Consider the following 26,919-nt stretch of genomic DNA (forward strand, 5'->3'; position numbering starts at 1 on the left):
TCCCGTGCCCCGCTTTCAATGCTGAGGCGCGTGCGTTACACTCTTTCATGATTGTTTCAAGTATTCATAACCTTTTCTTTCATCCAATAAGATTATTTAACCTATGGCTCAATATGTAATGTCAATGCTCCGCGTGAGCAAAATGGTTCCACCCAAACGTCAGATTATCAAAGATATTTCACTCAGCTTTTTTCCCGGCGCCAAGATAGGTTTGCTCGGACTGAACGGCTCCGGCAAATCTACCGTGCTGCGCATCATGGCCGGTGTGGATAAAGAATTTGACGGTGAAGTGCAGCGCCTGCCGGATATCCGCGTGGGTTATTTGCCGCAGGAGCCGCAACTGAATCCCGAACATACTGTGCGACAGGAAGTGGAAGAAGGCATGGGCGAGGTGATGCAGGCGCAGAAGAAGCTGGACGATGTTTACGCTGCGTACGCCGAAGAGGGCGCGGATTTCGATGCTCTGGCGGAAGAGCAGGCGCGCCTGGAGGCCATTATTGCCACAGCCGGCAGCGATACGACGAATCAGATGGAGATTGCCGCCGATGCGTTGCGCTTGCCGCCGTGGGATGCAGTGGTTGAAAATTTGTCCGGTGGAGAAAAGCGCCGCGTGGCATTGTGCAAATTGCTGCTGGAAAAACCGGATATGCTATTGCTGGATGAACCGACCAATCACCTGGATGCGGAATCGGTCGAATGGCTGGAGCAATTCCTGGTGCGTTTTCCCGGTACAGTGGTGGCGGTGACGCATGATCGTTACTTCCTTGATAACGCCGCTGAGTGGATATTGGAGCTCGACCGTGGTCACGGCATTCCGTGGAAAGGCAATTATTCCAATTGGCTGGAACAAAAAGAAGCGCGGCTGGAGCAAGAACAAAAGCAGGTTGATGCGCATATGAAATCGATGAAGAAAGAACTGGAATGGGTGCGGCAAAATCCGAAAGGACGTCAGGCGAAATCCAAGGCGCGTATCGCCCGTTTTGAAGAACTCAATTCGCAGGAATACCAGAAACGCAACGAAACCCAGGAAATTTTCATTCCCGTCGGCGAGCGTCTGGGTAATGAGGTGATCGAATTTGACGGCGTATCGAAATCCTATGGTGACCGCTTACTGATCGACAATCTGAGTTTCAAAGTTCCGCCAGGCGCGATCGTCGGCATTATCGGCCCGAACGGCGCTGGTAAATCCACCCTATTCAAGCTGATTGCCGGCAAGGAACAACCGGATTCCGGTGCAGTAAAAATCGGCCACACGGTACAGATTGCGCATGTCGATCAGGCGCGGGATTCGTTGGAAAACGACAAGACCGTATTTGACGCGATTTCCGGCGGCAACGACCTGCTGGTGGTGGGCAAATACACGACACCGGCACGCGCTTACCTGGGGCGATTTAATTTCAAGGGCGGCGATCAACAAAAAATCATCGGACAGCTCTCCGGCGGTGAGCGGGGCCGCCTGCACCTCGCGCAAACCTTGATCGCGGGCGGCAACGTGCTGCTACTGGATGAGCCCTCCAACGATCTCGACGTGGAAACGCTGCGCGCACTGGAAGATGCACTGCTAGAATTCGCCGGTTGCGTACTGGTCATCTCTCACGACCGCTGGTTCCTCGACCGCATCGCCACGCATATCCTCGCCGCCGAAGGCGAATCGCAATGGACATTCTTCAACGGCAACTATCAGGAATATGAAGCCGATAAGAGAAGCCGCCTGGGTGAAGAAGGTGCGAAACCGAAGCGGATTCGGTATAAGCCGATTAGTCGGTGAATGTCATGGACGTAAAATTTAAAGAGCAGCCTAGGTTTATAGGTTTGTGCTAGTTAGCAACCTATCAGAGTAAACTTATTTAAATATCGAAGTGACATAGTGATTATGGATGAACTGTTAGCGAAATTGACAAACCTTAGCTATGATTTTTTCGGTATATTGCTGCCGGGAATTATATTCAACATTTTTCTTCTTCTCATATGGATGGGACTCGGCTCTCTTGTGCCCATTTGGACTAACAATGGTATTTTAAAACTTACGATTCAGACTTTACCGCATCTGGTAGATACATTGAGTCTTGAAGGTAGAATCTTCGTTGCTATTCCTCTCCTTTTTCTTTGGTATTTTTTCGGACATATACTGAACTGGGTTGGTCGATCCGGAAGTCCTATCGCAGGGAAAATATCTGATAGGTGTAGAGTATATCAATCTCTCAAGCTTCGTATACCCAAGCCTGAGTCTTCATTCGATCCAAAATTGGAGCCACTCTTCAAAGTTATACAGAAGGAATTTTCTCCTAAAGGCATTGAGTTAGCATGGAGTTCTCTTTATCCAGTTTTTAGAATTTACTTGGCTCAAAACTTATCGCACTCACTCGTGACTACTTATCAAAATAAATACACGCTTCACAGATCGATAACTACAGCTAGCACACTTCTTTTCTGGCTTTCTTTACTCGGTATCCTCGGAGGAATAGTGACGCTGTATTTTTATTGCATACAGCCGGATTGGCCACTTTTAATTATGCTACTCATCGGCTCTCTTATTTTGGTGTGGGGCTTTTCTGGAAGTTACCTGTATAACTGGGCTCTGTTTGGAAATTCAATTGTTACGGAAACTTACTCACTTTTACGTGCCTCAAAGAAATGCTCGATCTTGTAAGTAATAATATTGTAGTGATTGATCTTGAGACTAGCGGAATTAATCCATTCCAGGATGAAGTACTTTCTGTTGCAATTGTTCCACTGACTCTACCTGCACCTCCTTGTGTTGTATATGTTCGGCCACAACATGATGAGATTCATTGGAGTCAGTTTGCCAAGGAAAATTTTAAAAAATTTGCGGCTAATTGGAAAGAAAAAGCAGTTCCTGCCGTCGTTGCATTGGAGAAGATTGAGCAATATCTCAATCAAACCTTCGGACAAGGATGCGTAACTGCTATTGGCCACAATGTTGGTTTTGATGTGGCATTTATACGTAAGCTAGTTTTTCTTGCGGGGAAAAATGAACTTCCTGGAATTTCTCACAGAGCGTTAGATACACACACGATGCTATATCTGCTATATCTCAATGGTCATCTACCGGCATCTGCTCTGAGTTCTGATGGTGCATTTGAGTACTTCGGAATAAAAATTTCTGAAAGCAATCGACACACGGCTTTAGCAGACGCTTTAGCAACTCGTGAATTAGTTTTAAAACTCCTCGAGTTGCTCATTAGTACTAAGAGATAGAAGTAAATGTACTTGTGAGAGTGATTTCTATGACGCTATTAGTTACACAGCCGCCCGTAGTGATGATTTCCTTGGAAGCTTATCAAGCGATGGAGAGACTGCATATCTTCTTCGTTCGTCTACCAATGCAAGGCAATTACTCGCATCAATTGCCGAACTTGAAGTGGGAAAAGGCATCAAGCAAGAATTGATTGAATGAACCTGATTTTTTCCTCCAGATATGATTTTCGTTTTGTATTACGCGGAGAAAGAGCGTGTAAGAAGGGACAGTTTTCATTTTGCCCCGTCCGTAATCAATAAGAATCACAAATATGGCGACCTTTAAGGTCTTTCTCGCTGGTGGGGTAATCCATCTTCGGCATCATGCCCATTGCCATCTTGCCGCATTCTTTGGCCATTTTGATATTTTCATCCTGAGACATGGAAAGTCCGAATTGAATGGCGGTGCTTTGTGCTTGACTACGTTTATTGGCCTGACACAAAGCTTTAATTTCCGCTTCCATAGCCTGCGATTTTTTTCCTAATGCTTCCATGGCCTGTTGGTCAATTCGGGACATGCAGTCTTGCATTTGTTGCGCTTGCTGCATTAATTGCTGCATTTGCTCTGGATTAAAATCCGGTTGCTGAGCATAGCTCGGCAAGGATGCCAGCATAAAAATAATGAATACTGCGATTTGTTTTTGCATGGGACACCTCTCGTTGAATGCTATTTGTTCAATCATTTTACAGAGTTTAGTGTTTTTTGTTTTGTATCGATTAACTCGAAAAAATATTTCAACAGATTGTGAAGATTCGGTTTTCTGAATGTTCTGATTATAAATACCGCTACAAACGCTTTCCACGGTATAGACATTGACACAAATTGAAAAGGACAATTCTCCTTCCTAATCTGTGACAATCTTCCTGTATCATACGGGCCGCAATTTATGCACTATGTACTGCGATTGCAGTTTTCAGATCAAGTGTTGAAAGCGGACTGTGATCGTTTATTAGTTTGTATTGAATGAATGATGATTGATATTGAGGATATCTGATGATTACAGTTAGGCATTTGCCTTTTGCGCAGCGAGGAAGGCATCTTATCGTTCTGTTCTTTTTCAGCCTAGTATTGCTGGTGTCCGATTTCAGAGGAGCATCCTTTGCTGTGGCGGCTGGGCCTGAGGCGAAAATAAAGGGCGAGTTTGGTCCATTACATGATTGGCCGATTATTCCTATTGCCATGATGCTTATGCCGGATGGAAGGGTGTTTGCTTACGGCACGAATACGAATGGTGCGCAGGGCAGCAAAATGCATTATGCGATTTGGGATCCATCCTTGGGAACGGGAGTCGATGCATTCGAAGTATTGCCCAATACGACTGAAACGGATATTTTTTGTGCGGGACAGGCGCATATTCCTGCAAGCGGTCAGGCGCTCATTCTCGGCGGCGATGCGCTGGTAAATAACAGGCGAAACTATGCAAATAGCGATGTAAATATTTTTGATCCAGCCACTGATGCGCTGATACGCCAGACCCAGAGTATGGGGTTTAAACGCTGGTATGCAACGGCGGTTACGCTTCCAAATGGCGAGCATGTTGTGCTGGGTGGGCGCAACGACAGATTCTTTAAAGGCACAAAAACGGTTCCCGCGACTGTGGCGACTTATTCGCCCATACCTGAAGTGCGCGCGGCTGATGGTAGCTGGCGTACGCTCACTTCAGCAGCCAGCGATTATGCATATGGAGCGCTGGGTGCTTCTTCTTGGTTCTATCCAAGGGCCTGGGTAAATCCTCAAGGGAATCTGTTTATCCTTGCGCACAATGGGTACATGTATAACCTGAATACATCCGGTGATGGTGTGCTTACCAAGTACAGCAATAAGATTCAGTCAAGCCAGGCCAGTTTGTCGAGCGTGATGTTTGCGCCCGGAAAGATTCTTACGATCCGTAAGGACCGTAAAGCTATTGTTGTTGATCTCAACAATGCTGTTAAGCCTATTGTTTCTGCCGCAGGATTCTTAGCAAAAGACCGCCAGTATGGTACCGCAACTGTTCTGGCGAATGGTCAGGTTTGGGTCAATGGCGGTTCATCGACGGGCAACGATTTGGAAGGTGCGGCGCTGGAATCGGAATTATGGGATCCAGGTACCAATACATGGAAAACGACTGCAAGCGCAGCGACGGCCCGTTTGTATCACTCGGCTTCTCTCCTGTTACCTGATGGAACGGTAATTACAGGCGGTGGCGGTGCGCAAGGCCCATTAACGCAGCTCAACGGTGAAATTTATTACCCGCCTTACTTGTTCAAGACGGATGAAAGTGGCGAGTTTGCGTTGCGCCCGGAAATCATTGATGCGCCCATAACACAAATTAGCTGGAATCAGGAGTTTTCAGTCGAAGCGAGCGAAGACATTACAAGGGTAACATTGGTACGTGCTGGTGCAGTGACGCATACATTTGACCAAGAAACCCGTTTTTTTGACTTGCCGGTTGCACAGGCGGGGAGCATAGTAACGGTGCAGTCGCCCGTATCGCCCAATTTAGCACCACCAGGTCATTATTTGCTATTTGTTTGGAATGCCTCGGGCGTTCCTTCGGTAGCCAGAATTATCCAAATGGGTTGAGTTTTTATTTGGGTAGTTATATGGCGGCTTATTATCACTAATTGGACTTTCTGCACGTGAGCGATATTAAAGAAATCACCCAAGCACTGCTTAAATTCCGTGATGAACGGGATTGGGCGCAATTTCATAATGCTAAAGACCTTGCGCTGGCATTAAATATTGAAGCCGGAGAGTTGCTCGAGGCCTTTTTATGGAAGCCTTCTGAACAGGCGGATATCGATAAGGTGAAAGAGGAGCTTGCGGACGTTGTTGCGTTTGCTTTGCTTCTTGTGGAAAAATACGATTTGGATTTAAAGCAAATCGTACTGCAGAAGATTGAGCAAAATGCACTAAAGTATCCGGTGGAAAAAGCCAAAGGCAGCGCTAAGAAATACACTGAATTGTAAGGAACTGCTGTTGCACTATTTCTGATTACTGGGTTGCTAGGCGCCACAGCGAAGTAAGCTCCGCAGCGCGAGCTTTGTGCAGTGGGTCGTTGGTATCCGAAACTCGGGGATGGCAGGGTTTCGTGTCCGTCCGATCCAATACCCTTAAGCCCGCCGCATCAATGGCAGCAAGCAATTCCTCGCGTGTGCGCAATCCCAAATGCTCAGCAAAATCGGACAGGATCAACCAACCTTCGCCGTCGGGTAGTAAATGCGCGCTAAGCCCGTGCAGAAAACCGTGCAGCATGCGACTTTCCGGGTCAAAGATGGCATGCTCCAACGGTGAGCTGGGGCGCGCAGGAATCCAAGGCGGATTGCATACGATCAGTGCAGCTTGACCTGGTGGAAAAAGATCGGCCTGCATTAATTCAACCTGGCTTAGTAAATTCAGTCGCGTCAAATTGTCTCGTGCGCAAGTTAATGCACGCGGATCTTGATCCGTTGCGATGATGTGTCGAACACCACGCAATGCCAGAGCTGCAGCTAATACACCGGTTCCGGTGCCAATGTCGAATGCTGTGGATTGGGTTGCCAGTAGTTCGGGAGGCGACACTTGCACAATCAATTGTACATACTCGTTGCGAATCGGTGCAAAAACCCCATAATGCGGGTGAATCGTGATGCCCAATGCCGGGATCTCAATCCCTTTTTTGCGCCATTCGTGTGCGCCAATTAATCCTTGCAGTTCACGCAATGAGGCGATGTAGGGCTCAGTGCAGGGTCCGTAGGTTTCCAAACAAGCAGTATGCGCATCGGGTGCGCGGCGCAGGGGAATGCTGTGATCGGCGTTAAAAGGGATCAGCAGTTTTTCCAGGACACGGGCGCGTTGCGATTGCGCCAGACGATGCCGGTGAAAAACTTCAGCGTGTGAAACGCTTGGTTGTTTTGGTTTCTCCGGCTTTTTTTTGTCCGCACGCCGTGCCATTGCTTGCAGAAGTTGGCGTGCATTCTGAAAATCTCCGCGCCACAGCAATGCGGTACCTTCGCATGCCAGCCGGTAAGCGGTATCGGCTGGCATGCGGTCATCAATGACTTGCACTCGTTTGGGCGGCGGCAGTCCCTTTTCAGAATGCCAGTGAGCGGATTTTTCCTCGCCAATTTCTTGCCAATGAATCATGCAATCATTGTTCATGGCGATAGCGACGGTAAAATAAGCCACGTAGTAAAATAATAATATAAGGTCATGGAAGAATTAGAAATTTGTTGATGATTGTTGAGATTCTGAAACCAATTCATATTATACTCGCTACAAGAATTGGATTTATGGCAGTATCCTTCATCCCTTTGTCTTGATAGTCATACCCAACCTGGGATGACAACCCGTTAACCCTCCTTGGAGTTTTATGTCTTTCGCTACTTTCGGCTTGTCCGATGAAATTATTCGTGCCGTAACAGAGCGCGGCTATACCGTACCTACACCCATTCAAGCGCAAGCAATACCCGCCGTCCTGACGGGCGGCGATCTGCTGGCCGGGGCGCAAACCGGCACCGGAAAGACGGCTGGCTTTACCTTGCCGATTCTGCACCGCCTTTCTGACAAAAGCGTCAAAGGGCCATCCATTGGGCGGCCGCCAATAAGGGCGCTTATTTTGGTGCCAACACGAGAACTTGCGGCGCAGGTTGAAGAGAGTGTGCGTGATTACGGCAAATATTTAAAGTTAAGTTCAATGATAATGATTGGTGGTGTGAATATTAATCCGCAAATCACCCGCCTGAAAAGCCGCGTGGATATTCTGGTCGCGACACCGGGACGCTTGCTGGATCATGTGCAACAAAAAACACTGAGCCTGTCACAGATCGAAATCCTCGTGCTGGACGAGGCCGACCGCATGCTCGATATGGGTTTTATTCGAGATATCAAAAAGATACTCGCGCTGTTACCCAAGCAGCGGCAAAATTTATTATTTTCAGCGACTTTCTCGGACGAGATCCGGGCGCTAGCGGATAATCTGCTCAACCAACCAGCCCTGATTGAAGCGGCGCGTCGTAATGCGGTTGCAGACAAGGTCACGCATGTGGTGCATCCGGTTGATCGTGAGCGCAAACGAAATCTCTTGGCACATCTAATTAAGCAGCATGGCTGGTCGCAGGTGCTGGTATTTACCCGTACCAAGCACGGCGCCAATAAGCTGGCAGAATTTCTGACCGCAGGCGGTATTCCTGCACTTGCAATTCATGGTAACAAAAGCCAGACGGCGCGCACGCAGGCATTAGCCAAATTCAAGACGGGTAACCTGCAAGTCTTGGTAGCGACCGATATCGCTGCACGTGGCATTGATATCAGTGAATTGCCCCACGTAGTTAATTTTGAATTGCCCCATGTCCCCGAGGATTATGTTCACCGCATTGGCCGGACGGGCCGTGCTGGAGCGGAAGGAGATGCCGTATCGTTGGTGTGCGTGGATGAAATTAAGCTGCTCACAGGTATCGAAAAATTGATTAAGCACGAATTACGTAGTCAGGTGATTGCTGGATTTGAGCCTGATCCTAGTATCAAGGCTGAGCCAATTAAAAATGGCCGTGGTGGGGAACCGCGTGGCGCAACGCCCTCGCGCAATTCACCAAAAAAATCAGAAAATAAAAAGCCGGTAAGTAAAAAATCTGCGGGTGCCGGTTTTGCTCCATCGTCCCGTCGACGTTTCGATGAGCCTCGTCGAGCGAGCGGAGCACGAGGACGCTAGCTCGCTATTCGTCGATAATCCAGGATGCAAACTTACGGCATCACTGCCGGAGCAAGTGGAATTCCGCGCAGCTTGAAGCCGGGTTTTAGACCACGCGCATTGAACCAACCTTGGTTCATTTCCAGCGCATAGCGTACCGGCTTACTCGAACAGTGCGAGCGCTCGGTGCGTGGCTGCATGTCGCGCAGATTGACGATGGCGCCATCATTGTCGATAAACGCGATGGTGAGCGGTATCAACGTATTGCGCATCCAATAGCAGCGCACTTGCGGCACTTCGTAAACGAATAGCATTCCTTCGTTAACCTCCATCTTCTTACGGTGCATTAAGCCGACGCTTTGCTGGTTGTACGTGTGCGCAACTTCGGCTTGTATTACATGCATGCCGGCTGTTAATTCGACTGTAGGCAGGCGTGGTTGTGCGCGATCCTGTGCGATCGCATGGCTGGCGAATAATAATCCGCAGGCAAGTACGCCATGCCGCACTAAATTTCTAATCATGGTTTACCTTCATCGATTCTGGCTTGATCATCTTGCGGCGGCGCTATAGCAATCGCTTGTTGCGACTCGTTTGCATTAGTGGGTTGTCTGCCGCGTTGTGTAAGCTTGCCGATCACGACAAAAAACAGCGGCACAAAAAAGATCGCCAAAAATGTGGCTGCCAGCATACCCCCGAACACACCGGTTCCGATTGAGTGACGGCTGGCTGCGCCCGCACCGGACGCGATAACCAGTGGCAGCACACCCAGAATGAACGCCATCGACGTCATGATAATAGGCCGAAAGCGAAGCCGTGCCGCATCGAGTGCTGCTTCGGTTAATGACATCCCGGCCGCGTAGCGTTGATTGGCAAATTCCACAATTAAAATGGCATTCTTGGCCGCTAATCCGATCAAAGTCACCAAGCCGATTTGAAAATAAATGTCATTGGTCAAATCCCTTGTCCAGATTGCCAGAAATGCTCCCAGAACTCCAAAAGGGATGGCTAAAATAACAGCAAATGGAATAGACCAGCTTTCATACAAGGCGGCCAATACCAGAAATACCATCAGTAAGGCAAAAGCGAAAACATAAGTCGATTGTCCGCTGGCCTTACGCTCTTGCAAGGATATTCCGCTCCAATCGATCGAATAACCTTTCGGCGTGAGAATTTCATCGGCGATTTGTTGCAAGGCTTCCAGCGCTTCCCCCGAACTATAGCCGGGTGCCGCGCCGCCCAATATGAGCGCAGAATTATATCCGTTGAAATGCGTTACGGGGTCTGGGCCACTATTAAACTCGGTGGTTACTACCGAATCCAGTGGAATCATAGTATTTGTTGTTCCTGTTCGGGCGCGCACATAAATCTTGCTGATATCATCCGGATTGGAGCGATATTCTGGCAGTGCTTCAGTCTGCACCCGGTAGATACGGCCAAATTTTACAAAATCATTGACATACAGATTACCAAAATAGGCCTGCATGGTATCAAATACTTCCGAAATCGGAACACCCAATGCTTTGGCACGTTCGCGATCTACCGTGGCAAACAGTCGTGGCGCACTGATACGAAAATTGGTGCTGGCAACCGCAATCGCCGGGTGTTCTGTGGCTCTGGCAGTAAACTCCTGCGCCACTGCGGCAAATTCAGCGAAATCTCCGCCAGCGGGATCCTGCAATTGCGCTGAAAAACCGCCGGTGGAACCCAATCCGCTGATCGAAGGGGCATTAAAAGCCAGCACCAAAGCTTCCGGAATTTTAGCAAATTCCTGGTAAGCTGCGGCTATCAGACCGGGTACCTGTTCGTCGGCATGCTTGCGCTCGTCCCAGTGATGTAACGGGACAAACATCGTCGCTTGGTTCGTTCCGCGGGTACCGAAAACAAAATTCTGGCCGGTCAGTGTGTCGGTTGAATGAACGGCGGGAATTTCTTGAAAATATCCTTCAATTTTCTCTAAAACCTCGATGGTGCGCGTCAGTGAAGCGCCATCCGGCAATTGCACCACGGTAATAAAATAGCCCTGATCCTCTTCCGGCAGGAAACTTCCAGGAATTGCTTTGAACAGACCCATATTAACCAGTATCAGCATCAAAAAAATGATAAGCGCAATTACGGATCGCTTAATGACGACGCCAACCGTTCCGACATATCCTGTCTGCGCCCAATCAAAAAACCGATTGAATGTTTTCCAGAATCGTCCGGGAGAGCCATGGCTAGGCTTGAGCACCAAGGCGCATAATGCGGGACTGAGGGTCAATGCCACAAATCCGGAAATAGTCACTGAGAGCGCAATGGTGATTGCAAACTGTTGATACAATTCGCCAGTAATTCCGCCCAAGAATGCCACGGGTACAAACACGGCGGCCAGCACCAGAACACTTGCAATCACTGGCCCAGTCACCTCGCTCATGGATTTTTTTGCAGCATCTCGGGGTGAGAGCCCGCCTTGAGTCATTTGTCGCTCGGCATTCTCCACTACTATAATCGCGTCATCCACCACGATACCGATGGCCAGAATCATACCGAAAAGCGTCAGCGTATTGATCGAAAATCCCAACGCTTCCATACCGGCAAGCGTTCCAATCAGGGAAATTGGAACGGCGAGCGCCGGAATCAGCGTTGCACGCCAACTCTGCAGAAAGAGAAAAACAACCAGAATTACCAATATCATTGCTTCGGCAAGCGTTTTGACCACTTCCCTGATAGAAACATCAATGAATGTTGTTGTGTCGTATGGAATATCATAAGACACGCCTGCTGGAAAGCTGTTTGCAAGCTTGTCCATTTCTTCACGAATCCGTTTAGAGGTGTCGAGCGCATTTGCGCCAGGTGACAGAAAGGTCAGCAAGAAAGTGTTAGGTTTCCCATTCCACCGCCCTTGCAGGTCATAGGATTGAGCACCTAATTCCACGCGTGCAACATCCCGCATCCGTACCATCGCGCCGTCCGGGTGGGCACGAATAATCATGTCTTCGAATTCGTTAACCTCACTCATGCGGCCACGAGTAATGACCGGGATAGTTAATTCTGTACCCTTGGGCGTTGGTTCGCGCCCTATCCTGCCAGCTGGGAAATCGCGATTCTGCTCCCGCACGACCGCTGCAATTTCGGTTGGCGTAATATTAAGTTGCGCCATGCGGACGGGGTCGAGAATCAGCCGCATGGAGTAATTCTGCCCGCCAAAAATGACCGCGTCACCAACACCGGGAAGCCGTTTGACATTATCGAGAATGCGCAACAAACTATAGTTCGAGAGAAAAACGGTGTCATGCTTGGGATCCGTTGAACTCAATGCAATCACCGCCAATAAATCGGGCGATGTTTTTTTAACCGTAATACCCTGTCGCACAACCTCATCGGGCAGTTGTGGCTCGGCCAGACGCTGCCGGTTCTGTGTCTGCACCTGTGCAATATCGATGTCGGTTCCAATCTCGAACGTGAGCTTCATGGTCATATGCCCATCGTTGGTACTGGTCGATTCATAATATAAAAGATTATCAATACCCGGAAGCTGCACTTCGATTGGGCGAGCCACCGCTTCCGCCACGACTTCCGCGCTGGCGCCCGGATAATCCGCATCGATCTGCACCATCGGTGGCGTGATCTGAGGAAACTGCGCGATGGGTAGCTTTTGCAGGGCAACTAAGCCGATGACAACAATGATAATGGACAGTACCGATGCAAAAATGGGCCGATCAATAAAGAAATGAGAGTTCATGGCGTACTTTGTAGGTTGGGTTCCTCGGCATTATGGATTATGGCGGTTGTTTCTTTCTGATCGGCTACAGGATCGACCTTAGCGCCCGGAAGAATCCGGAAAAAACCCTCCACAACCACACGCTCCCCTGAGCGCAAACCTTCTTCGATCAACCATTCCTTGCCACGCCACATGCTGGCCCTAATCGCTCTAAGTTCCGCCTTATCTTCCTCGTCAACGACATAGACAAACGAACCGCTGGGTCCCTGCTGCACAGCGCGCTGCGGGATCAGGATGGCATCGGTGCGGGTATAGCCTTTAATGCGAACTTTGACGAACTGGCCGGGATAAAAATAAGATTGCCCCGGGGCAAACGCGCCTTCGGGATTGGGGAATACAAACCGTCCTTGCAATGTGCCCGTTTCAGGCCGCAAAGCAACATCTGCAAAATCAAGAACACCTTCTTGAGGATAGACGCTGCCATCCATGAAAGTCATCACGCCGCGTAACTGAAAAATATCCGGTCGCTCCACCTTATGCTCAGCGAGTTCACGGCGGCGGCGCAGAAGATAGCTTTCGGGAACACTGACATTGACATACATCGGATCCAATTGGTCGATCGTTGCGAGCAGCGTTTCCTGAGCTGAAATCAGTCTTCCCTCATAGAAATGGCTGCGACCAATGCGACCGTTCACTGGCGCTGTAATGATCGTATTATCCAGATCAAATTTGGCCTTGATCAGATCATTTTGTGCCGATTCCAGCGCTGCTTTCGCACCCCGTACCTCCGCCTGTGCATCATCCACATTTTTTTTACTCACCGCTTGCTGCTCAAGCAGCGGAAGCACACGCGCCAAATCCTGCTTGGCTAGATCGAGCCGGGCCTGAGCCTGAGCCACCTTGGCTTTGCTGCTGAGATAAATCGCTTTAAATGGCACAGGATCAATGAGGTATAGCTGATTACCCTGTTTAATATTGCGCCCTTCGGTAAAAAAGACCTTTTTGATGATTCCGCTGACTTGCGAACGGATCTCGACTGGGCGAAAAGCTTCCGTTTGCCCAATGAATTCCGGTTCATCCTGAATCGCTTGCGACGTTACGGTGATTACTTCGACTTGCGGAACAGGGGCAGTAGAATCCGCAGGCGGCTTTTCGGTGCAACCGATCAGAAGAGCCAGGCACAATCCGATGCTCAAATAAATTTTATTCATGTTTTTCCTCTGTGCTGATGCAACCGAGTTCAGTATAGCTTTACTTTGTTTGTCTCATGACCATTGCTGTATTCCGACGCCCATCCGCCACCCAAGGCATTGTAAAGCTGGACGATGGATACCAGATGAAGACGCTGCGTTGCACTCAGGGAAAACTCGGCATCGAATAAAGTACGTTTGGCGAGCAACACATCGACGTAACTTGTAATGCCGCCCTGATAGCGCAGGTCTGCCACATGTAAAGCCGAGTGCAATGCTTCGACCTGCTGTTGCTGCGCTTTGATTTGCTCGTTAACGGTGCGAATTGCCACCAGTGCATCTTCAACTTCTTTGAACGCAATCAAAATGGTTTGCTCGTATTGTGCGAACGCTTGTCTTGCCTGCGCTTCCGCGACACGTTGCTCATAACCCAGGCTTTGCGCATTGAGTAATGGGCCTGCTAAGCCAAGTCCGCCCACGCCAAACTCGCTTCCGGAAAGCAGCAGATTGGATAAAGCCGGACTAGCCACGCCAAGAAATCCGGTAATCGAAAGTTTGGGAAAGCGTGCTGCCTGAGCCACGCCGATTCTGGCGTTAGCGGCTGCCAGGGTTTGCTCGGCCTGGAGAATATCAGGGCGCCGCTGCAATAACTCGGAAGGCAGGCCAGCGGGTACTTCAGGTGGAATCGCTTGCTCTGTTAGGATACGTCCTCGCGCTATCGAAACTGGGTTTCTACCCAGCAGTACACTGAGCTCATTTTCTTTTTGTACCATTCTGCGCTCAAGTTCAGCCACCCTGGAAGCTGCATTCGCTCGTTCTGCCTGGAACTGATCCAGATCGAGGCGTGAAATGATGCCGCCTTGCAACTGTGCGCGCGAAATAGCGACCGATTCTTCCCATGAAGCCAAGGCACGATGCGCAATTTCCAGTTGGATGTCAAATTGCAACAGGTCGAAATAGGATTGTGCCACCGCACTGATAAGCGTCAGAATGATGGCGCGTCGATTTTCCTCCCGCGCCATCAGCTCAGCGCGGGCAGCCTCATTGGAACGGCGAATCCTGCCCCAGATATCCAATTCCCAGTTCAAAGTTGTCTGGCCGAAATAATTGTAGGGTGTTGGGAAGCCGGGAATCTTGAATCCACCGAGCGTGCCAAACGCAGGTGCATTGCCGCTGATCTCCATGTTGGGAACAAAATCCATGAACGCAATGCGTGAGCGTGCTTCAAACTCTTCGACACTGGCAATGGCTCGTTTGAGATCCTTGTTCTCCTGCAAAGCTTGCCGGATCAATTGCTGCAGCGTTTCATCCTGCAGCAATTCCCACCATTGTAAATTGGCGATCGACTCAGCCTCCATTTCCGACAACCGAAACTTCTCGGCGGTATCAACTTGCGGGCGAATAAAGTCCGGTCCCATTGCGCAGGCGGTGAGCAGCAGGATGGGAAGGATTGATAGTGTGCGAAGCCAGCGTTGCATTAATTTCATTTGAAGATCTAGAATTGAATCATTGTTAACAATATTAAAGAGATATGCGCTCAGAATCACACAAATTCTGTGTCAATGTCAAACGCGCAAATAAGGTATCAAGAAGATGGATTGAAACGCAATGCTAACATATCTGCCTCGGATAAATATTGATTGGTGATCGATACTTGTCTTCGCTCTCTTCTTCCGCCTATAATTGCCCCCCAAAATGCCACCTTTTTAGCTTACAATGCAAAAGGTTTCACGTGAAACCTGTCTGTTAAATACTTCTTTGCTTCATCAAGACTTTCGATAACTTAACACTATGAGCAATCACGCGGATTTTGACATTATCGTTGTAGGCGGTGGCCATGCCGGAACGGAGGCTGCGTTGGCGGCTGCACGTATGGGTTGCCAGACGTTGTTGCTGACGCATAATATCGAAACGATTGGTCAGATGTCGTGCAATCCGTCGATTGGTGGCATTGGGAAGAGTCATTTAGTCAAGGAAATCGATGCCCTGGGCGGTGCGATGGGTGTGGCGGCAGATGAGGCGGGAATTCAGTTTCGCATGTTGAATTCGAGTAAAGGCCCGGCGGTCAGGGCAACACGTGCGCAGGCCGATCGTGTTCTGTATAAGCAAGCGATCCGCAGCCGTGTTGAGAATCAGCTGAACCTGCGGGTAATGCAGCAGGCAGTGGATGATTTGATTGTCGAGCAGGATCGTGTGATTGGCGTGGTTACGCAGCTTAAGACTAAAATTCATGCGCGTGCGGTGATTCTGACGGTGGGTACATTCCTCGCAGGGCTTGCGCATATCGGAAAGACTCATTTTAAAGCTGGCCGCGCCGGTGATCCGCCGTCGTTGACACTGGCGCAGCGGTTGCGTGAAATGGAGTTTCCGGCAGGACGATTGAAAACTGGGACGCCGCCGCGTATCGATGGCCGTACGATGGATTATGCCAAACTGCTTGAACAGCCGGGCGATTGTCCGACCCCGTCGTTCTCGTTGGTTGATGCCAATATTCAGCATCCACGCCAGATTTCCTGTTGGATCACGCATACCAATGATGCGACGCACAGTATTATCCGCGATGGCTTGGTTGATTCGCCCTTGTTTTCCGGAAAAATCGAAGGTGTCGGGCCGCGTTATTGCCCGTCGATTGAGGATAAAGTAGTGCGTTTTTCCGCGCGCGAATCGCATCAGATTTTCCTTGAGCCGGAAGGTTTGAACACGCATGAAATCTATCCCAATGGTATTTCAACCAGTTTGTCGTTTGATGTGCAGGTCAAGCTGGTTCACTCGATCTTGGGTCTGGAAAATGCGCATATCACGCGACCAGGGTATGCGATTGAATACGATTACTTCGATCCGCGCAATCTGAAGCGTTCACTCGAAACCAAAACCATCGAGAATTTGTTTTTTGCCGGGCAGATCAATGGCACCACAGGCTATGAAGAAGCTGCGGCGCAAGGATTGTTGGCCGGAGTTAATGCCGTGCTGAAAATTCAGGCGCGTGATGCTTGGCTGCCACAGCGTAATGAAGCTTACCTGGGCGTATTGGTCGATGATTTGGTCACTTCCGGCGTGACCGAGCCGTACCGGATGTTTACCAGTCGCGCAGAATATCGCTTGCAATTGCGCGAAGACAATGCTGACCTACGGTTGACTGAAACTGGCAGAAAGCTAGGGTTGATCGACGATCAGCGCTGGGCGGCATTTAGTGCAAAACAGGAAGCGATTGAAAAAGAGCAGCATCGACTTGATTCGATTCGCGTGCTACCGGGAACATTGCCGGAACAAGATGCCATTCGCGTGCTGGGTAAAAGCATCGAGCGCGAATATACATTAACTGAATTGCTCAAACGTCCGGATGTTACCTATGGCTCACTGATGACTTTGTCCGGTGCGGGCGAGCCAGTGGTGAATGCGCAAGTAGCCGAACAAGTTGAGATTCAAGCCAAGTATCACGGTTATATCCAGCGTCAACAGGAAGAAGTTTCCCGGCAAGCGCAATATGAAAATACTTTGCTGCCGAAGGATATTGATTATTGCGCAGTGAAAGGATTGTCGAACGAAGTGCAGCAAAAATTGAATCAGCATAAGCCGGAGACCATAGGTCAAGCGTCGCGGATTTCCGGAGTGACGCCGGCAGCGATCTCTCTGTTGCTAGTGCATTTGAAACGCGGATTTGCGGTCAATGAATGAGTCTGCTCCCGCAGATTACGCAAACTTTGCGAGCGCTGGATTTTGTTGTTACCGCACCGGAAGAGCAATTTGCTAAAAGTATTGAGCGCTACATAGCGCTGATTGAGAAGTGGAATAAAGTTCATAATTTGACGGCGATCCGCAATCCGCAGGAGATGCTGACACAACATGTGATGGATAGTCTTGTGGTGCTGCCGCATATTCATGGTGCGCACATTATCGACGTTGGCACAGGGGCAGGACTGCCGGGAATACCGATTGCACTGGCAAAACCCACTTGGCAAGTGACTTTGGTGGAAAGCAATCAAAAGAAAATCGCTTTTTTACAGCAAGTAAAAATCGAGTTGGAGTTGAAGAACGTTGAAATCATGGCGCAACGCATTGAACATATCGTTGTAGGTAAAAGCGTTAATACCATTATCTCGCGCGCTTTTTCAGAACTGGGAGAATTTGTCGCGTTAACCCGGCAATGGGCAAACGCACAAAATATGGATTGTCGCTGGGTCGCGATGAAAGCACTTTGTTCAGAGCAGGAACGCAAGCAAATTCATGAGCCATTTGTGATCGAAAATATCGTAACGCTGAACGTGCCCGGATTGAAAGCAGCGCGGCAATTGGTCATTATAAAGTATGATCTTGATTCGACCGCAAGCCATAAGGAGTCAATACTGTGACCAAAATACTCGCTATTACCAATCAAAAAGGCGGTGTCGGAAAAACCACCACTAGCGTGAACCTGGCGGCAAGTTTGGCGGCATCCGGGAAACGCGTTTTATTGGTCGATCTCGACCCGCAAGCCAACGCAACAATGGGGAGCGGGATCAACAAGCAAAAGGTCACAACCACGGTCTATCATGTGCTGATGGACGATGCAGAAATACAGCATGTGCGGGTGAGCAGCCCGCAGGGGAAATACGACTTGATTCCCGCCAATCGGGATCTGGCCGGAGCGGAAGTGGAAATGGTGGAATTTTCCCAGCGCGAAGCACGACTGAAAACCGCACTGGAAGTCATTGCAAGTGACTATGATTATATTTTAATCGACTGCCCACCTGCGCTGAACCTGCTTACATTGAATGGGTTGTGTGCTGCGCACGCAGTCATGATTCCAATGCAATGCGAATATTACGCGTTAGAGGGGTTAAGCGATCTGGTTAATACCATCAAGCGCGTACGCAATAGTTTTAACTCGAACTTGCGCATCGAAGGTTTGCTGCGCACTATGTTTGATCCGCGCAATATTCTGGCACAGCAGGTTTCTGATCAATTACAAAAACATTTCGGCGAAAAAGTTTATCGCACCGTGATTCCACGCAATGTGCGCTTGGCTGAAGCGCCCGGCTTTGGCTTGCCAGTGTTGTATCACGACGAGCAATCCAAAGGGGCACAGGCTTATCTTGAGCTTGCAAAAGAGATACTCGCAGGGCATCTCTAACAATTTAAATTTCGTTACAATGCTTCGTCGCGCGTCTCGTCTTGATCAACACTTTGAATTTTTTAGAAATATCCACGCTAATAAAAAATTGAGGAATCCATGAAATGATAAAACAGAAAGGATTGGGACGTGGGCTGGACGCTTTATTATCAGGCAGCGCAGACGTAGCGCAGGTGGAAGAATCGTTGCAGAGCATCGAAACATCTAAATTGCAGCCCGGTAAATACCAGCCCAGAACCAATATGGATCAGGTGGCGTTAACGGAGCTAGCCGAATCGATCAAAGCGCAAGGCATCATGCAACCGATTCTGGTGCGACCAGTCGACGAGGGTCGTTATGAAATTATTGCTGGCGAGCGCCGCTGGCGCGCTGCGCAATTGGCGGGACTCAATGAAGTGCCCGCATTGATCCGCAAGGTTGCCGATGAATCAGCGCTGGCGATGTCGTTGATTGAAAACATACAACGCGAAAATTTGAATCCGCTGGAAGAAGCAATGGGTATTCAACGTCTGATCAATGAGTTCGGCATGACGCACCAGACGGCTGGAGAAGCGCTTGGCAATTCGCGTAGCACTATTTCCAATTTGTTGCGTTTGCTCAATCTGTCAGCACCGGTTCAGGAATTAATGATGCAGGGCAAGATTGATATGGGTCATGGCCGCGCCTTGTTATCGCTGGTTCCGGCACAGCAAATCAAACTTGCCAACGTCATCGCGCAGAAACAATTATCGGTGCGTGAAACAGAAAGACTGGTAAATCAGATCGAGCATCCGGTACCTAAAAAGGTGCAAAAGCCCGATCGGGATCTTTTGCGGTTGCAAGAAGATGTTTCTGAACGCCTGGGTGCGCAAGTGGCGATTAAGCCGCAGAGAAATGGTCAAGGTAATATCGTGGTCCACTATACCAGTTTGGATCAATTGGATGATATTCTCAGCAAATTTTAGAAATATAAACTAAGGAAAATTATGGACTCAAGATTGCTTGATATTCTGGTGTGTCCGCTCTGTAAGGGGCCGCTGATTTATAAAAAGGATGATCAGGAATTAATTTGCAAGCCCGACCGGCTGGCTTTTGCGATTAAAGACGGCATTCCTGTCATGTTGGAGGACGAGGCGCGTAGGATATCCGATGAAGTTGAAATTAAATAACATTAACCCACGCTATGAATTTGAATATTAAACTGGAATCTCGTGCGGCGGCTATTCTAGGTGCGTTGATTGCTGATTCAGCCTCGCTGGGTTTGCATTGGCTCTATGATTCCGAGCGCATTGCTCAGATCGAGAAAACCAAAGGGTTGGTTTTTTTGCAGCCTGATGTTAATGATTATGCGGGTGTGAGCGGTTACTTTGCACATGGTGATAAAGCGGCGGGCGATTCATCCGCATATGGTGAGCTGTGTTTGCTGATGCTACGGCACTTTGCCCAGCATGGCCAGTTTGATCGAGTGCCGTACCAGACTGAATATCGTAGTTATTTGGGGCCCGGTGGCGCTTATGCCGGTTATGTCGATTCACCGACACGCCAAACACTACAGACGCTGTTAGCGCTCAAACCGGAAGAATTCCCGGAACACTCCGGCGCCGATGACGATCAGTTTGCTGCATTGGCCGCAATACCTGTTGTGGTAGCAACCCATACCGGATCGCAAGCAGCGCTGATGACTCAAATCGAACAGATTGTGCGTTTGACTAATCATAATGACACGGCAGTTGCGGCGGCGCAGTATGCGGGTTGTGTTTTGCTGGGCGTTTTGCATGGAAAGTCGATTGTTGAAGCGCTCGTCGGCGCACTGCCGAATGCAGGTGAAAAGCTGGCCCCTTTAGTGGAACAAGCGCTGCAAACGAGCTTGCTTGATAGCGCTACGACCGCCAAACGCTTTGGCACAGCCTGTCACGTTCTGGAGGGCGTACCCGTGATTGCGCATATTGTCCGATATGCACCGGACTACCGCACGGCAATTGAAGAGAATATTCGCATCGGTGGTGATAGTTGTGGCCGTGCCATTATGCTTGGCGCCATTATGGCGGCTTATACCGCGCAGCAAACTGAGCAATTCGTTTCAATTCCACTCGAATGGGCGGCACGCTACAATAAACTGGTGGCTGCGACAGATGCATGCGGGCGTCTGAGGACTGTATAGAAATTCTGAGCTATGCTAAAGTGCCATTTTTGCAACAACACAATAACAAGGTAAGAGGTTAATCATGGATTATAATTATGAATCTGATCACACTAAATTCATGCGCGAATATCTGGAGAAGAATCCAGAAGTAAAAGAAAAACGTGTGGAAGCGCGCAATATGTGGTGGGACAAAAAACAAAATCTACAGGAACGCAAACGCTTCGAAGAATCCGAAGTTCCGATGAAACCCTATGTTTATTTTAATGGTTAGCAGGTTGTTGAAAAGCGTTTTGTCATCGTCAAACTGCTCGCACGAGTGATTATGCTCGGGTTTCTCTAGACGAACTTGAGATGAAGATAGCGCTGGTTGGTTTAGCCTTATGCTTCATTTCGGCATGCGCCAATTTAGTCGATTCGAAGACTAAGCCCGAGCAGTTTGAAGAACAGATGGTCGGAGAGCATGCGCCGCTTGCAAGTTGTGTCACCCATAAACTGCAATCCGATGGCAGATCGTTCTTGCGTCCACTACAATTTAGAAGTCGACAATATCCAGATATTGAAGCATCAGAAATTCATGCGTACGATACTCGATACCAGCAAAATGCTATTGCAACCTACGCGCCTTCGAATCCTGATGCCATTTTTATTTATGCCCATATCGAGCCGCAGATTCAGGCATCCGCACAGCGCGGAGACAACGACAAAGCAGCTTACGCCTTGCTTTACTACTGAAGAAAATCGATAGTCACACAGTGCAAGCTTCCTTAAGGGGAGACGCTTTCATCGGTAATGTTGCCTGGAAAATATTACAGTCATGCGTAGCAACAGATCTTAATTTCCACCCTTCTAATCAATCAGTTATTATTCCCTGATTTTGCCAGTAATCTATCGAGTACACGTGTGCTTAGCACACGTTTGAGAATGCCAAATAAATAGGTTGGGAAGGTCACATAATAGCGTGGTTGTGGTTTGGTGGTTTCGAGTGCATGGATTACACGTTTCAGCACAGCTTCAGGTGGTAATGTAAAAGGAACCGCGGGCCCTAGTTTATTCAGGCGTCCCAATACGCCTTGGTATTTTTCACGATGAAAGCTGTTGTCGATGTCGATATATTTTTCCAATGCTTTGACTGCGTTGATACGAAACTTGCTGGCAATCGGCCCTGGTTCGATCAGACTGACATAGATGTTGCTGCCTTTCAATTCCAGTCGTAAGGTGTCGCTGAGTCCTTCTATGGCGTATTTGGAAGCGTTGTAAGCTCCACGGAAAGGCAATGCAACAAAGCCCAGCACGGAACTGTTTTGAATAATTCGACCATAACCTTGTTGGCGCATAACCGGTATTGCCAGATTGGTCAATTCCTGCCAGCCAAACACATTGGTTTCGAATTGCGCGCGCAAAGCATCGCGATTCAGGTCTTCCACCGCACCCGGTAATCCATAGGCGCCATTATTGAATAGCGCATAGAGTTCGCCATCAGTGCGGCGTAAAACCTCTTCAAAGGCAAACTGAATTGAGTTTGAATCATTCAAATCTAGACGAAAACTCTCAAAGCCTTCCTCCAGCAGCGCTGCAACACTGTCTCGCCGTCGAGCCGTCGCAAATACGCGATAACCTCGATGCTGCAATGCTTTGGCAACGCAATAGCCGATCCCGCTGGAGCAACCTGTAATTAATATAGTTTTTTTCATGGGTGCAATTCAACCTGCAAAATTGTAATTTTATTAGTGATGATTATTCATAGCTTGACAATGGATTCAATGCAAAGATAGCATCAATCTCTGTCGCAAGGCTTTTTTCGATGAAAATAACATAGCTCAAGAATCAGCATGGCAAAAATTTTATTCAGGCTTAATGGTGTATCCGATGATGAAGCGTATGAAGTGCGCGAGTTGCTGACCAACAATGCAATTGATTACTATGAAACTGCGCCGGGAAACTGGGGTGTATCGATGCCTGCAATCTGGCTCAATGATGACAGTCAGTTTGAAAAAGCACGCGCACTGCTGGATACGTATCAGAACGAGCGCACAGTGAGAATGCGCGAAGAATACGACCGCCTGAAACGAGAAGGAAAAAATCGAACTTTTTGGGATGCAATTATACAAAAACCGGTCAGTTTTGCGATCCACCTGGCACTGGCTTTGATGGTTATTTATTTATCGATCAGGCTGGTTCTAGACCTGGCACCGTAGCAGAACAATCATCAAGTTATCAATATTCACTACTGAATGCGGTATCATAACTATCTCAAACCTGTTTTATCCCGCAATATCTATCAAGGAGAAGAAACATGAAAAATACATTCAAAGCTATTATCGCAGTTTTGGCCATCACCCCATTGCTTGCTTATGCTGGCGGAGATCCTGAGCACGTTAAATTTCCTGAAGACTATGCTAAAGCCTTCACCCAATACGCCACAATAAACCGTGCAAATCAAACGCAAGTGGCCAAGTTATATGCCAATGAAACAGCAGTTTCCAACTACAAGCAGGGAAAACCAGGGGGTTCTGGCGCTGTTGTAGTCATGGAAATCTATACGCCAAAGGCAGATGCAGCAGGGAAACCGATTCCCGGTAGCGATGGCATCTTCGAAATCGACTCCCTGGCCGCGATTGGCGTAATGGAAAACAAAAGCGATTGGGATGCGGCTTTCCCCAAAGAAAATCGCTCTGGCGATTGGGGATTCGCACTTTACAATCCCGATGGCAGCGTGAAAAGCAACGACCTGACTTGTGCGCAATGCCACAACCCATTGCAAGCGCAGGATTTTCTGTTTACATATCAAAAATTGGTTGATTTCGTGAAAAAATAATCGATTCCAACTCATTAATCGGATGATTGTGGGCGTTACGATCATCCGATTAGTTGTGCGGTTTGCAGCATTAATGTTGTGCTAACTTTTAGAAGACGCCTCTAATTCCACCTATAATTGCTCGCCCAGCCATGGGGGCTGCGTCTTTCAGGAAAGAAGTATGCATGCGGATATCGCTATCCAGTAGATTTCTGCCTTGCAGAAACAGCATGTAATTCACGGACTGAGTCAGCCTCATGTGGTAACCGATTTCTGCGTTCATCAAAGTGTAACCAGGTGTTTCAGTTTCCAGTACGGCGATTCGATCCTGATGAACGACGCGGGTCAGATTGAAGTTACCCTGCCACTTATGCTGGGTAAGATTCAGATCAAAACCGAAACGCTGTGGCGTGATACGTGGGATATTGCCATTGTCTTTTAGCTTGCCATAAACGGTATCGGTAAATAGCCGCAAATTCAGGGTATCCGGTAGTAGCGCGATGTTGGCTTCGGCTTCCAAACCATAGAATCTTGCTCGGGTTTGAGAAAAATCCTGTACTAAAAAAGGAGCATTGATTTCCAGTATGCCCTCATCATTGATTCGATCAGCAATTCCATCGTTATTGCTGTCACGGCTTTGCTGAAAAATATAGTCGTTGATATGGTTATAAAACAAATTCACTCTTCCAGTAATTCTTCCTGTGGTTTTTTGTAAAGACAGATCGAAATTATTGGATGTTTCTTTGCTTAAGGTTGAATTGCCTTGTTCAAGCGTGTTGGTCGCAACGTGTATGCCATCGGCAAATAGTGCTACGGTATTCGGTGCACGTTGTCCGCGGGTTGCGGTCAGGTCGAGCTGATAGCCGTCGACGAATCTCCAGGCAGCGCCTGCTGATACGCTATATAAATTGAAATTACGTGTCTGCAGCATTACTGCGCGCGGATTATGTATCGAGTGTTCAAACCGTCCACCGATTTCAAATTGCCATTGCTGCCAGTTGCGTTTTTCAACCATGAAGATGCCGGCAGATTGCGACAGACTGGTTGGCACGAAGGCTTCTTCGCCTTTTGCGGTAAAATTACGGTGTTGCAGCTGCACGCCCATAATGCCATGCCATTGTGCAACTGGCGCATGCATTAATTCGGCACGGCCTTCTAATTCATCATTTTTAAAACGACTGCCGACTTCGCCGCTCTGCTCGAGCTCCTTATGCTGATAATCATTGTAGTTAAAGCGCATTCTCAACTGCTCAAACCCTTTTAGCGGATTATCCAGATCTCCAGCCAAACTGTAGCGTGTCTGGCCCATATCAATTTTTGCACCTTCAGGGCCGGGGATGCCGTAGAAATTTTCTAGCCTTGAAACGGATATACCTACATGCCCTCGTTCACCAATGTAAGCACTGCCTGCCGACAAATTGCTGGAATCGATCGCGCTGTTTCTGACAAATCCAATTTCGCTTTCCGGATCGTTCGGATTGGCCCGCCCTGGAATATGAACATCATTGGTTTTTCGTTTCATGCCTTCAACATTCCACGAAATCTGACCCTTGCTGCCTGATGCTGTAAGCATGCCATTGCGTTCTTCCAGGGCGGAATTGAAGCGTCCTTCAACATGGACCTGTGGTGATTTAAACAACCGATCAGGAATACGATCATTAAGCACATTCACAACACCGCCGGATACGCCGCTGCCATACAGCAATGTCGATGGCCCCCGCAGTATTTCAATGCGTGTAGCATTTAAGGTTTCTGTCGCGACAGCATGATCTGGGCTGATGACAGAAACATCTCCCGTACCCATACTATTTTCAATTACACGAACACGCTCACCATCCTGCCCACGTATGATCGGGCGGCCAGCGCCTGGACCAAAACTGCTGGAAGTAACCCCAAGTTCGTGCGCAAGCGTATCCCCCAGATTGGTTTCTTGTTTCTGACGCAAACGATCACTTTGAATAATCGTATCGGCCTTGAGTCCGGTTGATTCAGCCGAACTTGTCGTCGGCGCGGTTATCATGACACCGGGCAATTCAATATTCTTTTGAGCATTTTGTGCGCAAAGATTCGGTATATCCAGCGAGAATACAATCAATATTAATGCCGCTTGTTTAAATAGCATTGTATGCATAGCCATTTTCATGATCTAGTTCATTGTGATCAGCGTAATCCATGCCATTTCTCTTATTCAATAAGAGCTTGCGCCGCAACTGAGTTGCAACAATGATGCTGACCGGTCACACGTAATTAACCCGCATCCAAACGGTCAAAAACCGCTGGATGGCTGAGTCAAAGCTGGATTAATTGTTTAAGAATCAGAAAAAATGAAGTGGCGGTGCGCGTGAGCAATAGGAAGGAGTTCTGCTATCAGACTGCCACCTTAATGCCCATACTGGCAAGCGGTGACGAATAATTGAAATACGCAGAAACAACCTTGAAGCAATCAAAAAAAGACTGATTGCGGTAAATGCAAGACAATCCAAACAGATCTCATCAAGGTCAATACCAGCGTCATCTTCACTGTTGCTTACATCGAGAACATCGGTTTGTGCGTAGTGCGTGAAAGCATGCGCCATCAAAAATACCGGCACAGATATTACTGCCAGTGTAAGGATTAGAAATAAACTTTTGCGTATCATCGTTAACAGCAATTGGCGCAAAGGCCTTTGACCGTTAATTCAATTTCCTGGAAGCGATAGCCGGTTGGCAATGGCCAGTTTTGTTCAATCGGTAGATTGTCCAGGCAAATCACCTGCGCGCAACCGGTGCATTTGAAATGCGCATGCTGATGTGAATGTGGTTCGAGATTGGCGTTATAGCGCCACACTCGGTCGTCGCTGGTTATTTTGTGGATAAGGCCATTTTCAACCAACCATTCCAGCGTACGATATAAAGTCACTCGATCCAATTGCAGTGATTGCGGAAGACGCTGTTCGATTTCACGGTGTGTAATGGCTTGCTGCTCAGCCAGTAAAGTAGCCAGTATTCCAATGCGACCTGCTGTCGCACGCCCACCGTGGTGTCGGATCATGTCTTCAGCAGTATGGTAAAATTTATTCAGCATATCGATATAAATGCAACTATGTTGCACTCATTG

The 26,919-nt window shown here is 48.4% G+C and carries 27 protein-coding genes; 17 read left to right on the plus strand and 10 right to left on the minus strand.

Annotation, left to right across the window (positions count from 1 at the left end; translation table 11 throughout):
- The first annotated feature begins 103 nt into the window (after positions 1-103).
- From ettA to K2Q13_RS01180, 4 genes are all read left to right on the plus strand, one after another.
- On the plus strand, positions 104-1,768 hold the full coding sequence (ettA, locus tag K2Q13_RS01165; protein ID WP_292918813.1) for an energy-dependent translational throttle protein EttA: 1,665 nt from the start codon (positions 104-106) through the stop codon (positions 1,766-1,768).
- A 105-nt stretch (positions 1,769-1,873) separates the two neighbouring features.
- Positions 1,874-2,650, plus strand: a complete 777-nt coding sequence (locus K2Q13_RS01170; protein ID WP_292918814.1) for a hypothetical protein — start codon at positions 1,874-1,876, stop codon at positions 2,648-2,650.
- Positions 2,635-3,219, plus strand: coding sequence for a 3'-5' exonuclease (locus K2Q13_RS01175; RefSeq protein ID WP_292918815.1), 585 nt, complete (start codon positions 2,635-2,637; stop codon positions 3,217-3,219). The genes K2Q13_RS01170 and K2Q13_RS01175 overlap by 16 nt, the downstream gene beginning before the upstream one ends.
- 29 nt (positions 3,220-3,248) lie before the next feature.
- Entirely contained in the window at positions 3,249-3,410 is a 162-nt protein-coding gene (locus K2Q13_RS01180; protein ID WP_292918816.1) for a hypothetical protein, read from the plus strand.
- 102 nt (positions 3,411-3,512) lie between these two features.
- On the opposite strand, the gene K2Q13_RS01185 is transcribed toward K2Q13_RS01180, so the two are convergent.
- Positions 3,513-3,905 (minus strand): hypothetical protein, encoded by a 393-nt coding sequence (locus tag K2Q13_RS01185; protein ID WP_292918817.1) that lies wholly within the window; start codon positions 3,903-3,905, stop codon positions 3,513-3,515.
- 347 nt (positions 3,906-4,252) lie between these two features.
- Between K2Q13_RS01185 and K2Q13_RS01190 the strand changes: the two genes are divergently transcribed.
- Both K2Q13_RS01190 and K2Q13_RS01195 read left to right on the plus strand, forming a co-directional pair.
- Positions 4,253-5,824, plus strand: coding sequence for a galactose oxidase-like domain-containing protein (locus K2Q13_RS01190; RefSeq protein WP_292918818.1), 1,572 nt, complete (start codon positions 4,253-4,255; stop codon positions 5,822-5,824).
- A gap of 56 nt (positions 5,825-5,880) precedes the next feature.
- The gene (locus tag K2Q13_RS01195) at positions 5,881-6,210 is read left to right on the plus strand and encodes a nucleotide pyrophosphohydrolase (RefSeq protein ID WP_292918819.1); all 330 of its coding nucleotides are present in this window, start codon (positions 5,881-5,883) and stop codon (positions 6,208-6,210) included.
- Positions 6,211-6,235: 25 nt separating this feature from the next.
- Here K2Q13_RS01195 and K2Q13_RS01200 read toward each other — a convergent pair whose 3' ends face one another.
- The gene (locus K2Q13_RS01200; protein WP_292918820.1) at positions 6,236-7,366 is read right to left on the minus strand and encodes a class I SAM-dependent methyltransferase; all 1,131 of its coding nucleotides are present in this window, start codon (positions 7,364-7,366) and stop codon (positions 6,236-6,238) included.
- 226 nt (positions 7,367-7,592) lie between these two features.
- Between K2Q13_RS01200 and K2Q13_RS01205 the strand changes: the two genes are divergently transcribed.
- Entirely contained in the window at positions 7,593-8,930 is a 1,338-nt protein-coding gene (locus K2Q13_RS01205; RefSeq protein ID WP_292918821.1) for a DEAD/DEAH box helicase, read from the plus strand.
- A 32-nt stretch (positions 8,931-8,962) separates the two neighbouring features.
- Here K2Q13_RS01205 and K2Q13_RS01210 read toward each other — a convergent pair whose 3' ends face one another.
- From K2Q13_RS01210 to K2Q13_RS01225, 4 genes are read right to left on the minus strand one after another with little or no spacing between them, the layout of a single operon-like run.
- A complete protein-coding gene (locus K2Q13_RS01210; protein ID WP_292918822.1) occupies positions 8,963-9,430 on the minus strand; it encodes a DUF192 domain-containing protein in 468 nt (155 codons plus the stop codon).
- Positions 9,427-12,627: a multidrug efflux RND transporter permease subunit gene (locus tag K2Q13_RS01215; RefSeq protein ID WP_292918823.1), complete on the minus strand. Its 3,201-nt coding sequence runs from the start codon at positions 12,625-12,627 to the stop codon at positions 9,427-9,429. The genes K2Q13_RS01210 and K2Q13_RS01215 overlap by 4 nt, the downstream gene beginning before the upstream one ends.
- Positions 12,624-13,817, minus strand: coding sequence for an efflux RND transporter periplasmic adaptor subunit (locus tag K2Q13_RS01220; RefSeq protein WP_292918824.1), 1,194 nt, complete (start codon positions 13,815-13,817; stop codon positions 12,624-12,626). Before K2Q13_RS01220 ends, K2Q13_RS01215 begins: the two co-directional genes overlap by 4 nt.
- Positions 13,818-13,846: 29 nt before the next feature.
- Complete coding sequence (locus tag K2Q13_RS01225; protein WP_292918825.1) at positions 13,847-15,283, minus strand: efflux transporter outer membrane subunit; 1,437 nt, start codon at positions 15,281-15,283, stop codon at positions 13,847-13,849.
- Positions 15,284-15,587: 304 nt separating this feature from the next.
- Between K2Q13_RS01225 and mnmG the strand changes: the two genes are divergently transcribed.
- The 8 genes from mnmG (at position 15,588) to K2Q13_RS01265 (ending at position 21,760) form a co-directional block, all read left to right on the plus strand.
- Positions 15,588-17,471 carry a tRNA uridine-5-carboxymethylaminomethyl(34) synthesis enzyme MnmG gene (gene mnmG, locus K2Q13_RS01230; RefSeq protein ID WP_292918826.1) on the plus strand — a complete coding sequence of 628 codons (1,884 nt, stop codon included), beginning with the start codon at positions 15,588-15,590 and terminating at the stop codon, positions 17,469-17,471.
- The gene (rsmG, locus tag K2Q13_RS01235; RefSeq protein WP_292918827.1) at positions 17,468-18,145 is read left to right on the plus strand and encodes a 16S rRNA (guanine(527)-N(7))-methyltransferase RsmG; all 678 of its coding nucleotides are present in this window, start codon (positions 17,468-17,470) and stop codon (positions 18,143-18,145) included. Before mnmG ends, rsmG begins: the two co-directional genes overlap by 4 nt.
- Positions 18,142-18,906: a ParA family protein gene (locus tag K2Q13_RS01240; RefSeq protein ID WP_292918828.1), complete on the plus strand. Its 765-nt coding sequence runs from the start codon at positions 18,142-18,144 to the stop codon at positions 18,904-18,906. The genes rsmG and K2Q13_RS01240 overlap by 4 nt, the downstream gene beginning before the upstream one ends.
- Positions 18,907-19,010: 104 nt before the next feature.
- Positions 19,011-19,850 (plus strand): ParB/RepB/Spo0J family partition protein, encoded by an 840-nt coding sequence (locus tag K2Q13_RS01245; protein WP_292918829.1) that lies wholly within the window; start codon positions 19,011-19,013, stop codon positions 19,848-19,850.
- Positions 19,851-19,871: 21 nt separating this feature from the next.
- The gene (locus K2Q13_RS01250) at positions 19,872-20,054 is read left to right on the plus strand and encodes a Trm112 family protein (protein ID WP_292918830.1); all 183 of its coding nucleotides are present in this window, start codon (positions 19,872-19,874) and stop codon (positions 20,052-20,054) included.
- Between the two features lie 14 nt (positions 20,055-20,068).
- Entirely contained in the window at positions 20,069-21,046 is a 978-nt protein-coding gene (locus tag K2Q13_RS01255; RefSeq protein WP_292918831.1) for an ADP-ribosylglycohydrolase family protein, read from the plus strand.
- Between the two features lie 64 nt (positions 21,047-21,110).
- A complete protein-coding gene (locus K2Q13_RS01260) occupies positions 21,111-21,299 on the plus strand; it encodes a DUF3460 family protein (protein WP_292918832.1) in 189 nt (62 codons plus the stop codon).
- A gap of 80 nt (positions 21,300-21,379) precedes the next feature.
- Positions 21,380-21,760 carry a hypothetical protein gene (locus tag K2Q13_RS01265; protein ID WP_292918833.1) on the plus strand — a complete coding sequence of 127 codons (381 nt, stop codon included), beginning with the start codon at positions 21,380-21,382 and terminating at the stop codon, positions 21,758-21,760.
- Positions 21,761-21,882: 122 nt separating this feature from the next.
- Here K2Q13_RS01265 and K2Q13_RS01270 read toward each other — a convergent pair whose 3' ends face one another.
- The gene (locus tag K2Q13_RS01270) at positions 21,883-22,719 is read right to left on the minus strand and encodes an SDR family oxidoreductase (RefSeq protein ID WP_292918834.1); all 837 of its coding nucleotides are present in this window, start codon (positions 22,717-22,719) and stop codon (positions 21,883-21,885) included.
- 138 nt (positions 22,720-22,857) lie between these two features.
- Between K2Q13_RS01270 and K2Q13_RS01275 the strand changes: the two genes are divergently transcribed.
- Both K2Q13_RS01275 and K2Q13_RS01280 read left to right on the plus strand, forming a co-directional pair.
- Positions 22,858-23,223, plus strand: coding sequence for a DUF6164 family protein (locus K2Q13_RS01275; RefSeq protein WP_292918835.1), 366 nt, complete (start codon positions 22,858-22,860; stop codon positions 23,221-23,223).
- 98 nt (positions 23,224-23,321) lie between these two features.
- A complete protein-coding gene (locus K2Q13_RS01280) occupies positions 23,322-23,843 on the plus strand; it encodes a cytochrome P460 family protein (RefSeq protein WP_292918836.1) in 522 nt (173 codons plus the stop codon).
- Positions 23,844-23,931: 88 nt separating this feature from the next.
- Here K2Q13_RS01280 and K2Q13_RS01285 read toward each other — a convergent pair whose 3' ends face one another.
- The 3 genes from K2Q13_RS01285 to K2Q13_RS01295 all read right to left on the minus strand — a co-directional run bounded on the left by K2Q13_RS01285 (position 23,932) and on the right by K2Q13_RS01295 (position 26,886).
- Positions 23,932-25,953 carry a TonB-dependent receptor gene (locus K2Q13_RS01285; RefSeq protein ID WP_292918837.1) on the minus strand — a complete coding sequence of 674 codons (2,022 nt, stop codon included), beginning with the start codon at positions 25,951-25,953 and terminating at the stop codon, positions 23,932-23,934.
- A gap of 184 nt (positions 25,954-26,137) precedes the next feature.
- The gene (locus tag K2Q13_RS01290; RefSeq protein WP_292918838.1) at positions 26,138-26,461 is read right to left on the minus strand and encodes a hypothetical protein; all 324 of its coding nucleotides are present in this window, start codon (positions 26,459-26,461) and stop codon (positions 26,138-26,140) included.
- 2 nt (positions 26,462-26,463) lie between these two features.
- Positions 26,464-26,886: a transcriptional repressor gene (locus K2Q13_RS01295; protein WP_292918839.1), complete on the minus strand. Its 423-nt coding sequence runs from the start codon at positions 26,884-26,886 to the stop codon at positions 26,464-26,466.
- Between the last annotated feature and the right edge of the window lie 33 nt (positions 26,887-26,919).

The organism is Nitrosomonas sp., from assembly GCF_019752095.1.
Lineage (GTDB): Bacteria > Pseudomonadota > Gammaproteobacteria > Burkholderiales > Nitrosomonadaceae > Nitrosomonas.

What these genes read in the sequence shown, in the direction of transcription:
- ettA (WP_292918813.1), top strand. Translation starts at nt 104, where the DNA reads ATGGCTCAATATGTAATGTCAATGCTCCGCGTGAGCAAAATGGTTCCA.
- K2Q13_RS01170 (WP_292918814.1), top strand. Translation starts at nt 1,874, where the DNA reads ATGGATGAACTGTTAGCGAAATTGACAAACCTTAGCTATGATTTTTTC.
- K2Q13_RS01175 (WP_292918815.1), top strand. Translation starts at nt 2,635, where the DNA reads ATGCTCGATCTTGTAAGTAATAATATTGTAGTGATTGATCTTGAGACT.
- K2Q13_RS01180 (WP_292918816.1), top strand. Translation starts at nt 3,249, where the DNA reads ATGACGCTATTAGTTACACAGCCGCCCGTAGTGATGATTTCCTTGGAA.
- K2Q13_RS01185 (WP_292918817.1), bottom strand. Translation starts at nt 3,905, where the DNA reads ATGCAAAAACAAATCGCAGTATTCATTATTTTTATGCTGGCATCCTTG.
- K2Q13_RS01190 (WP_292918818.1), top strand. Translation starts at nt 4,253, where the DNA reads ATGATTACAGTTAGGCATTTGCCTTTTGCGCAGCGAGGAAGGCATCTT.
- K2Q13_RS01200 (WP_292918820.1), bottom strand. Translation starts at nt 7,366, where the DNA reads ATGATTCATTGGCAAGAAATTGGCGAGGAAAAATCCGCTCACTGGCAT.
- K2Q13_RS01205 (WP_292918821.1), top strand. Translation starts at nt 7,593, where the DNA reads ATGTCTTTCGCTACTTTCGGCTTGTCCGATGAAATTATTCGTGCCGTA.
- K2Q13_RS01210 (WP_292918822.1), bottom strand. Translation starts at nt 9,430, where the DNA reads ATGATTAGAAATTTAGTGCGGCATGGCGTACTTGCCTGCGGATTATTA.
- K2Q13_RS01215 (WP_292918823.1), bottom strand. Translation starts at nt 12,627, where the DNA reads ATGAACTCTCATTTCTTTATTGATCGGCCCATTTTTGCATCGGTACTG.
- K2Q13_RS01220 (WP_292918824.1), bottom strand. Translation starts at nt 13,817, where the DNA reads ATGAATAAAATTTATTTGAGCATCGGATTGTGCCTGGCTCTTCTGATC.
- K2Q13_RS01225 (WP_292918825.1), bottom strand. Translation starts at nt 15,283, where the DNA reads ATGAAATTAATGCAACGCTGGCTTCGCACACTATCAATCCTTCCCATC.
- mnmG (WP_292918826.1), top strand. Translation starts at nt 15,588, where the DNA reads ATGAGCAATCACGCGGATTTTGACATTATCGTTGTAGGCGGTGGCCAT.
- rsmG (WP_292918827.1), top strand. Translation starts at nt 17,468, where the DNA reads ATGAGTCTGCTCCCGCAGATTACGCAAACTTTGCGAGCGCTGGATTTT.
- K2Q13_RS01245 (WP_292918829.1), top strand. Translation starts at nt 19,011, where the DNA reads ATGATAAAACAGAAAGGATTGGGACGTGGGCTGGACGCTTTATTATCA.
- K2Q13_RS01250 (WP_292918830.1), top strand. Translation starts at nt 19,872, where the DNA reads ATGGACTCAAGATTGCTTGATATTCTGGTGTGTCCGCTCTGTAAGGGG.
- K2Q13_RS01255 (WP_292918831.1), top strand. Translation starts at nt 20,069, where the DNA reads ATGAATTTGAATATTAAACTGGAATCTCGTGCGGCGGCTATTCTAGGT.
- K2Q13_RS01260 (WP_292918832.1), top strand. Translation starts at nt 21,111, where the DNA reads ATGGATTATAATTATGAATCTGATCACACTAAATTCATGCGCGAATAT.
- K2Q13_RS01265 (WP_292918833.1), top strand. Translation starts at nt 21,380, where the DNA reads ATGAAGATAGCGCTGGTTGGTTTAGCCTTATGCTTCATTTCGGCATGC.
- K2Q13_RS01270 (WP_292918834.1), bottom strand. Translation starts at nt 22,719, where the DNA reads ATGAAAAAAACTATATTAATTACAGGTTGCTCCAGCGGGATCGGCTAT.
- K2Q13_RS01275 (WP_292918835.1), top strand. Translation starts at nt 22,858, where the DNA reads ATGGCAAAAATTTTATTCAGGCTTAATGGTGTATCCGATGATGAAGCG.
- K2Q13_RS01280 (WP_292918836.1), top strand. Translation starts at nt 23,322, where the DNA reads ATGAAAAATACATTCAAAGCTATTATCGCAGTTTTGGCCATCACCCCA.
- K2Q13_RS01285 (WP_292918837.1), bottom strand. Translation starts at nt 25,953, where the DNA reads ATGCATACAATGCTATTTAAACAAGCGGCATTAATATTGATTGTATTC.
- K2Q13_RS01290 (WP_292918838.1), bottom strand. Translation starts at nt 26,461, where the DNA reads ATGATACGCAAAAGTTTATTTCTAATCCTTACACTGGCAGTAATATCT.
- K2Q13_RS01295 (WP_292918839.1), bottom strand. Translation starts at nt 26,886, where the DNA reads ATGCTGAATAAATTTTACCATACTGCTGAAGACATGATCCGACACCAC.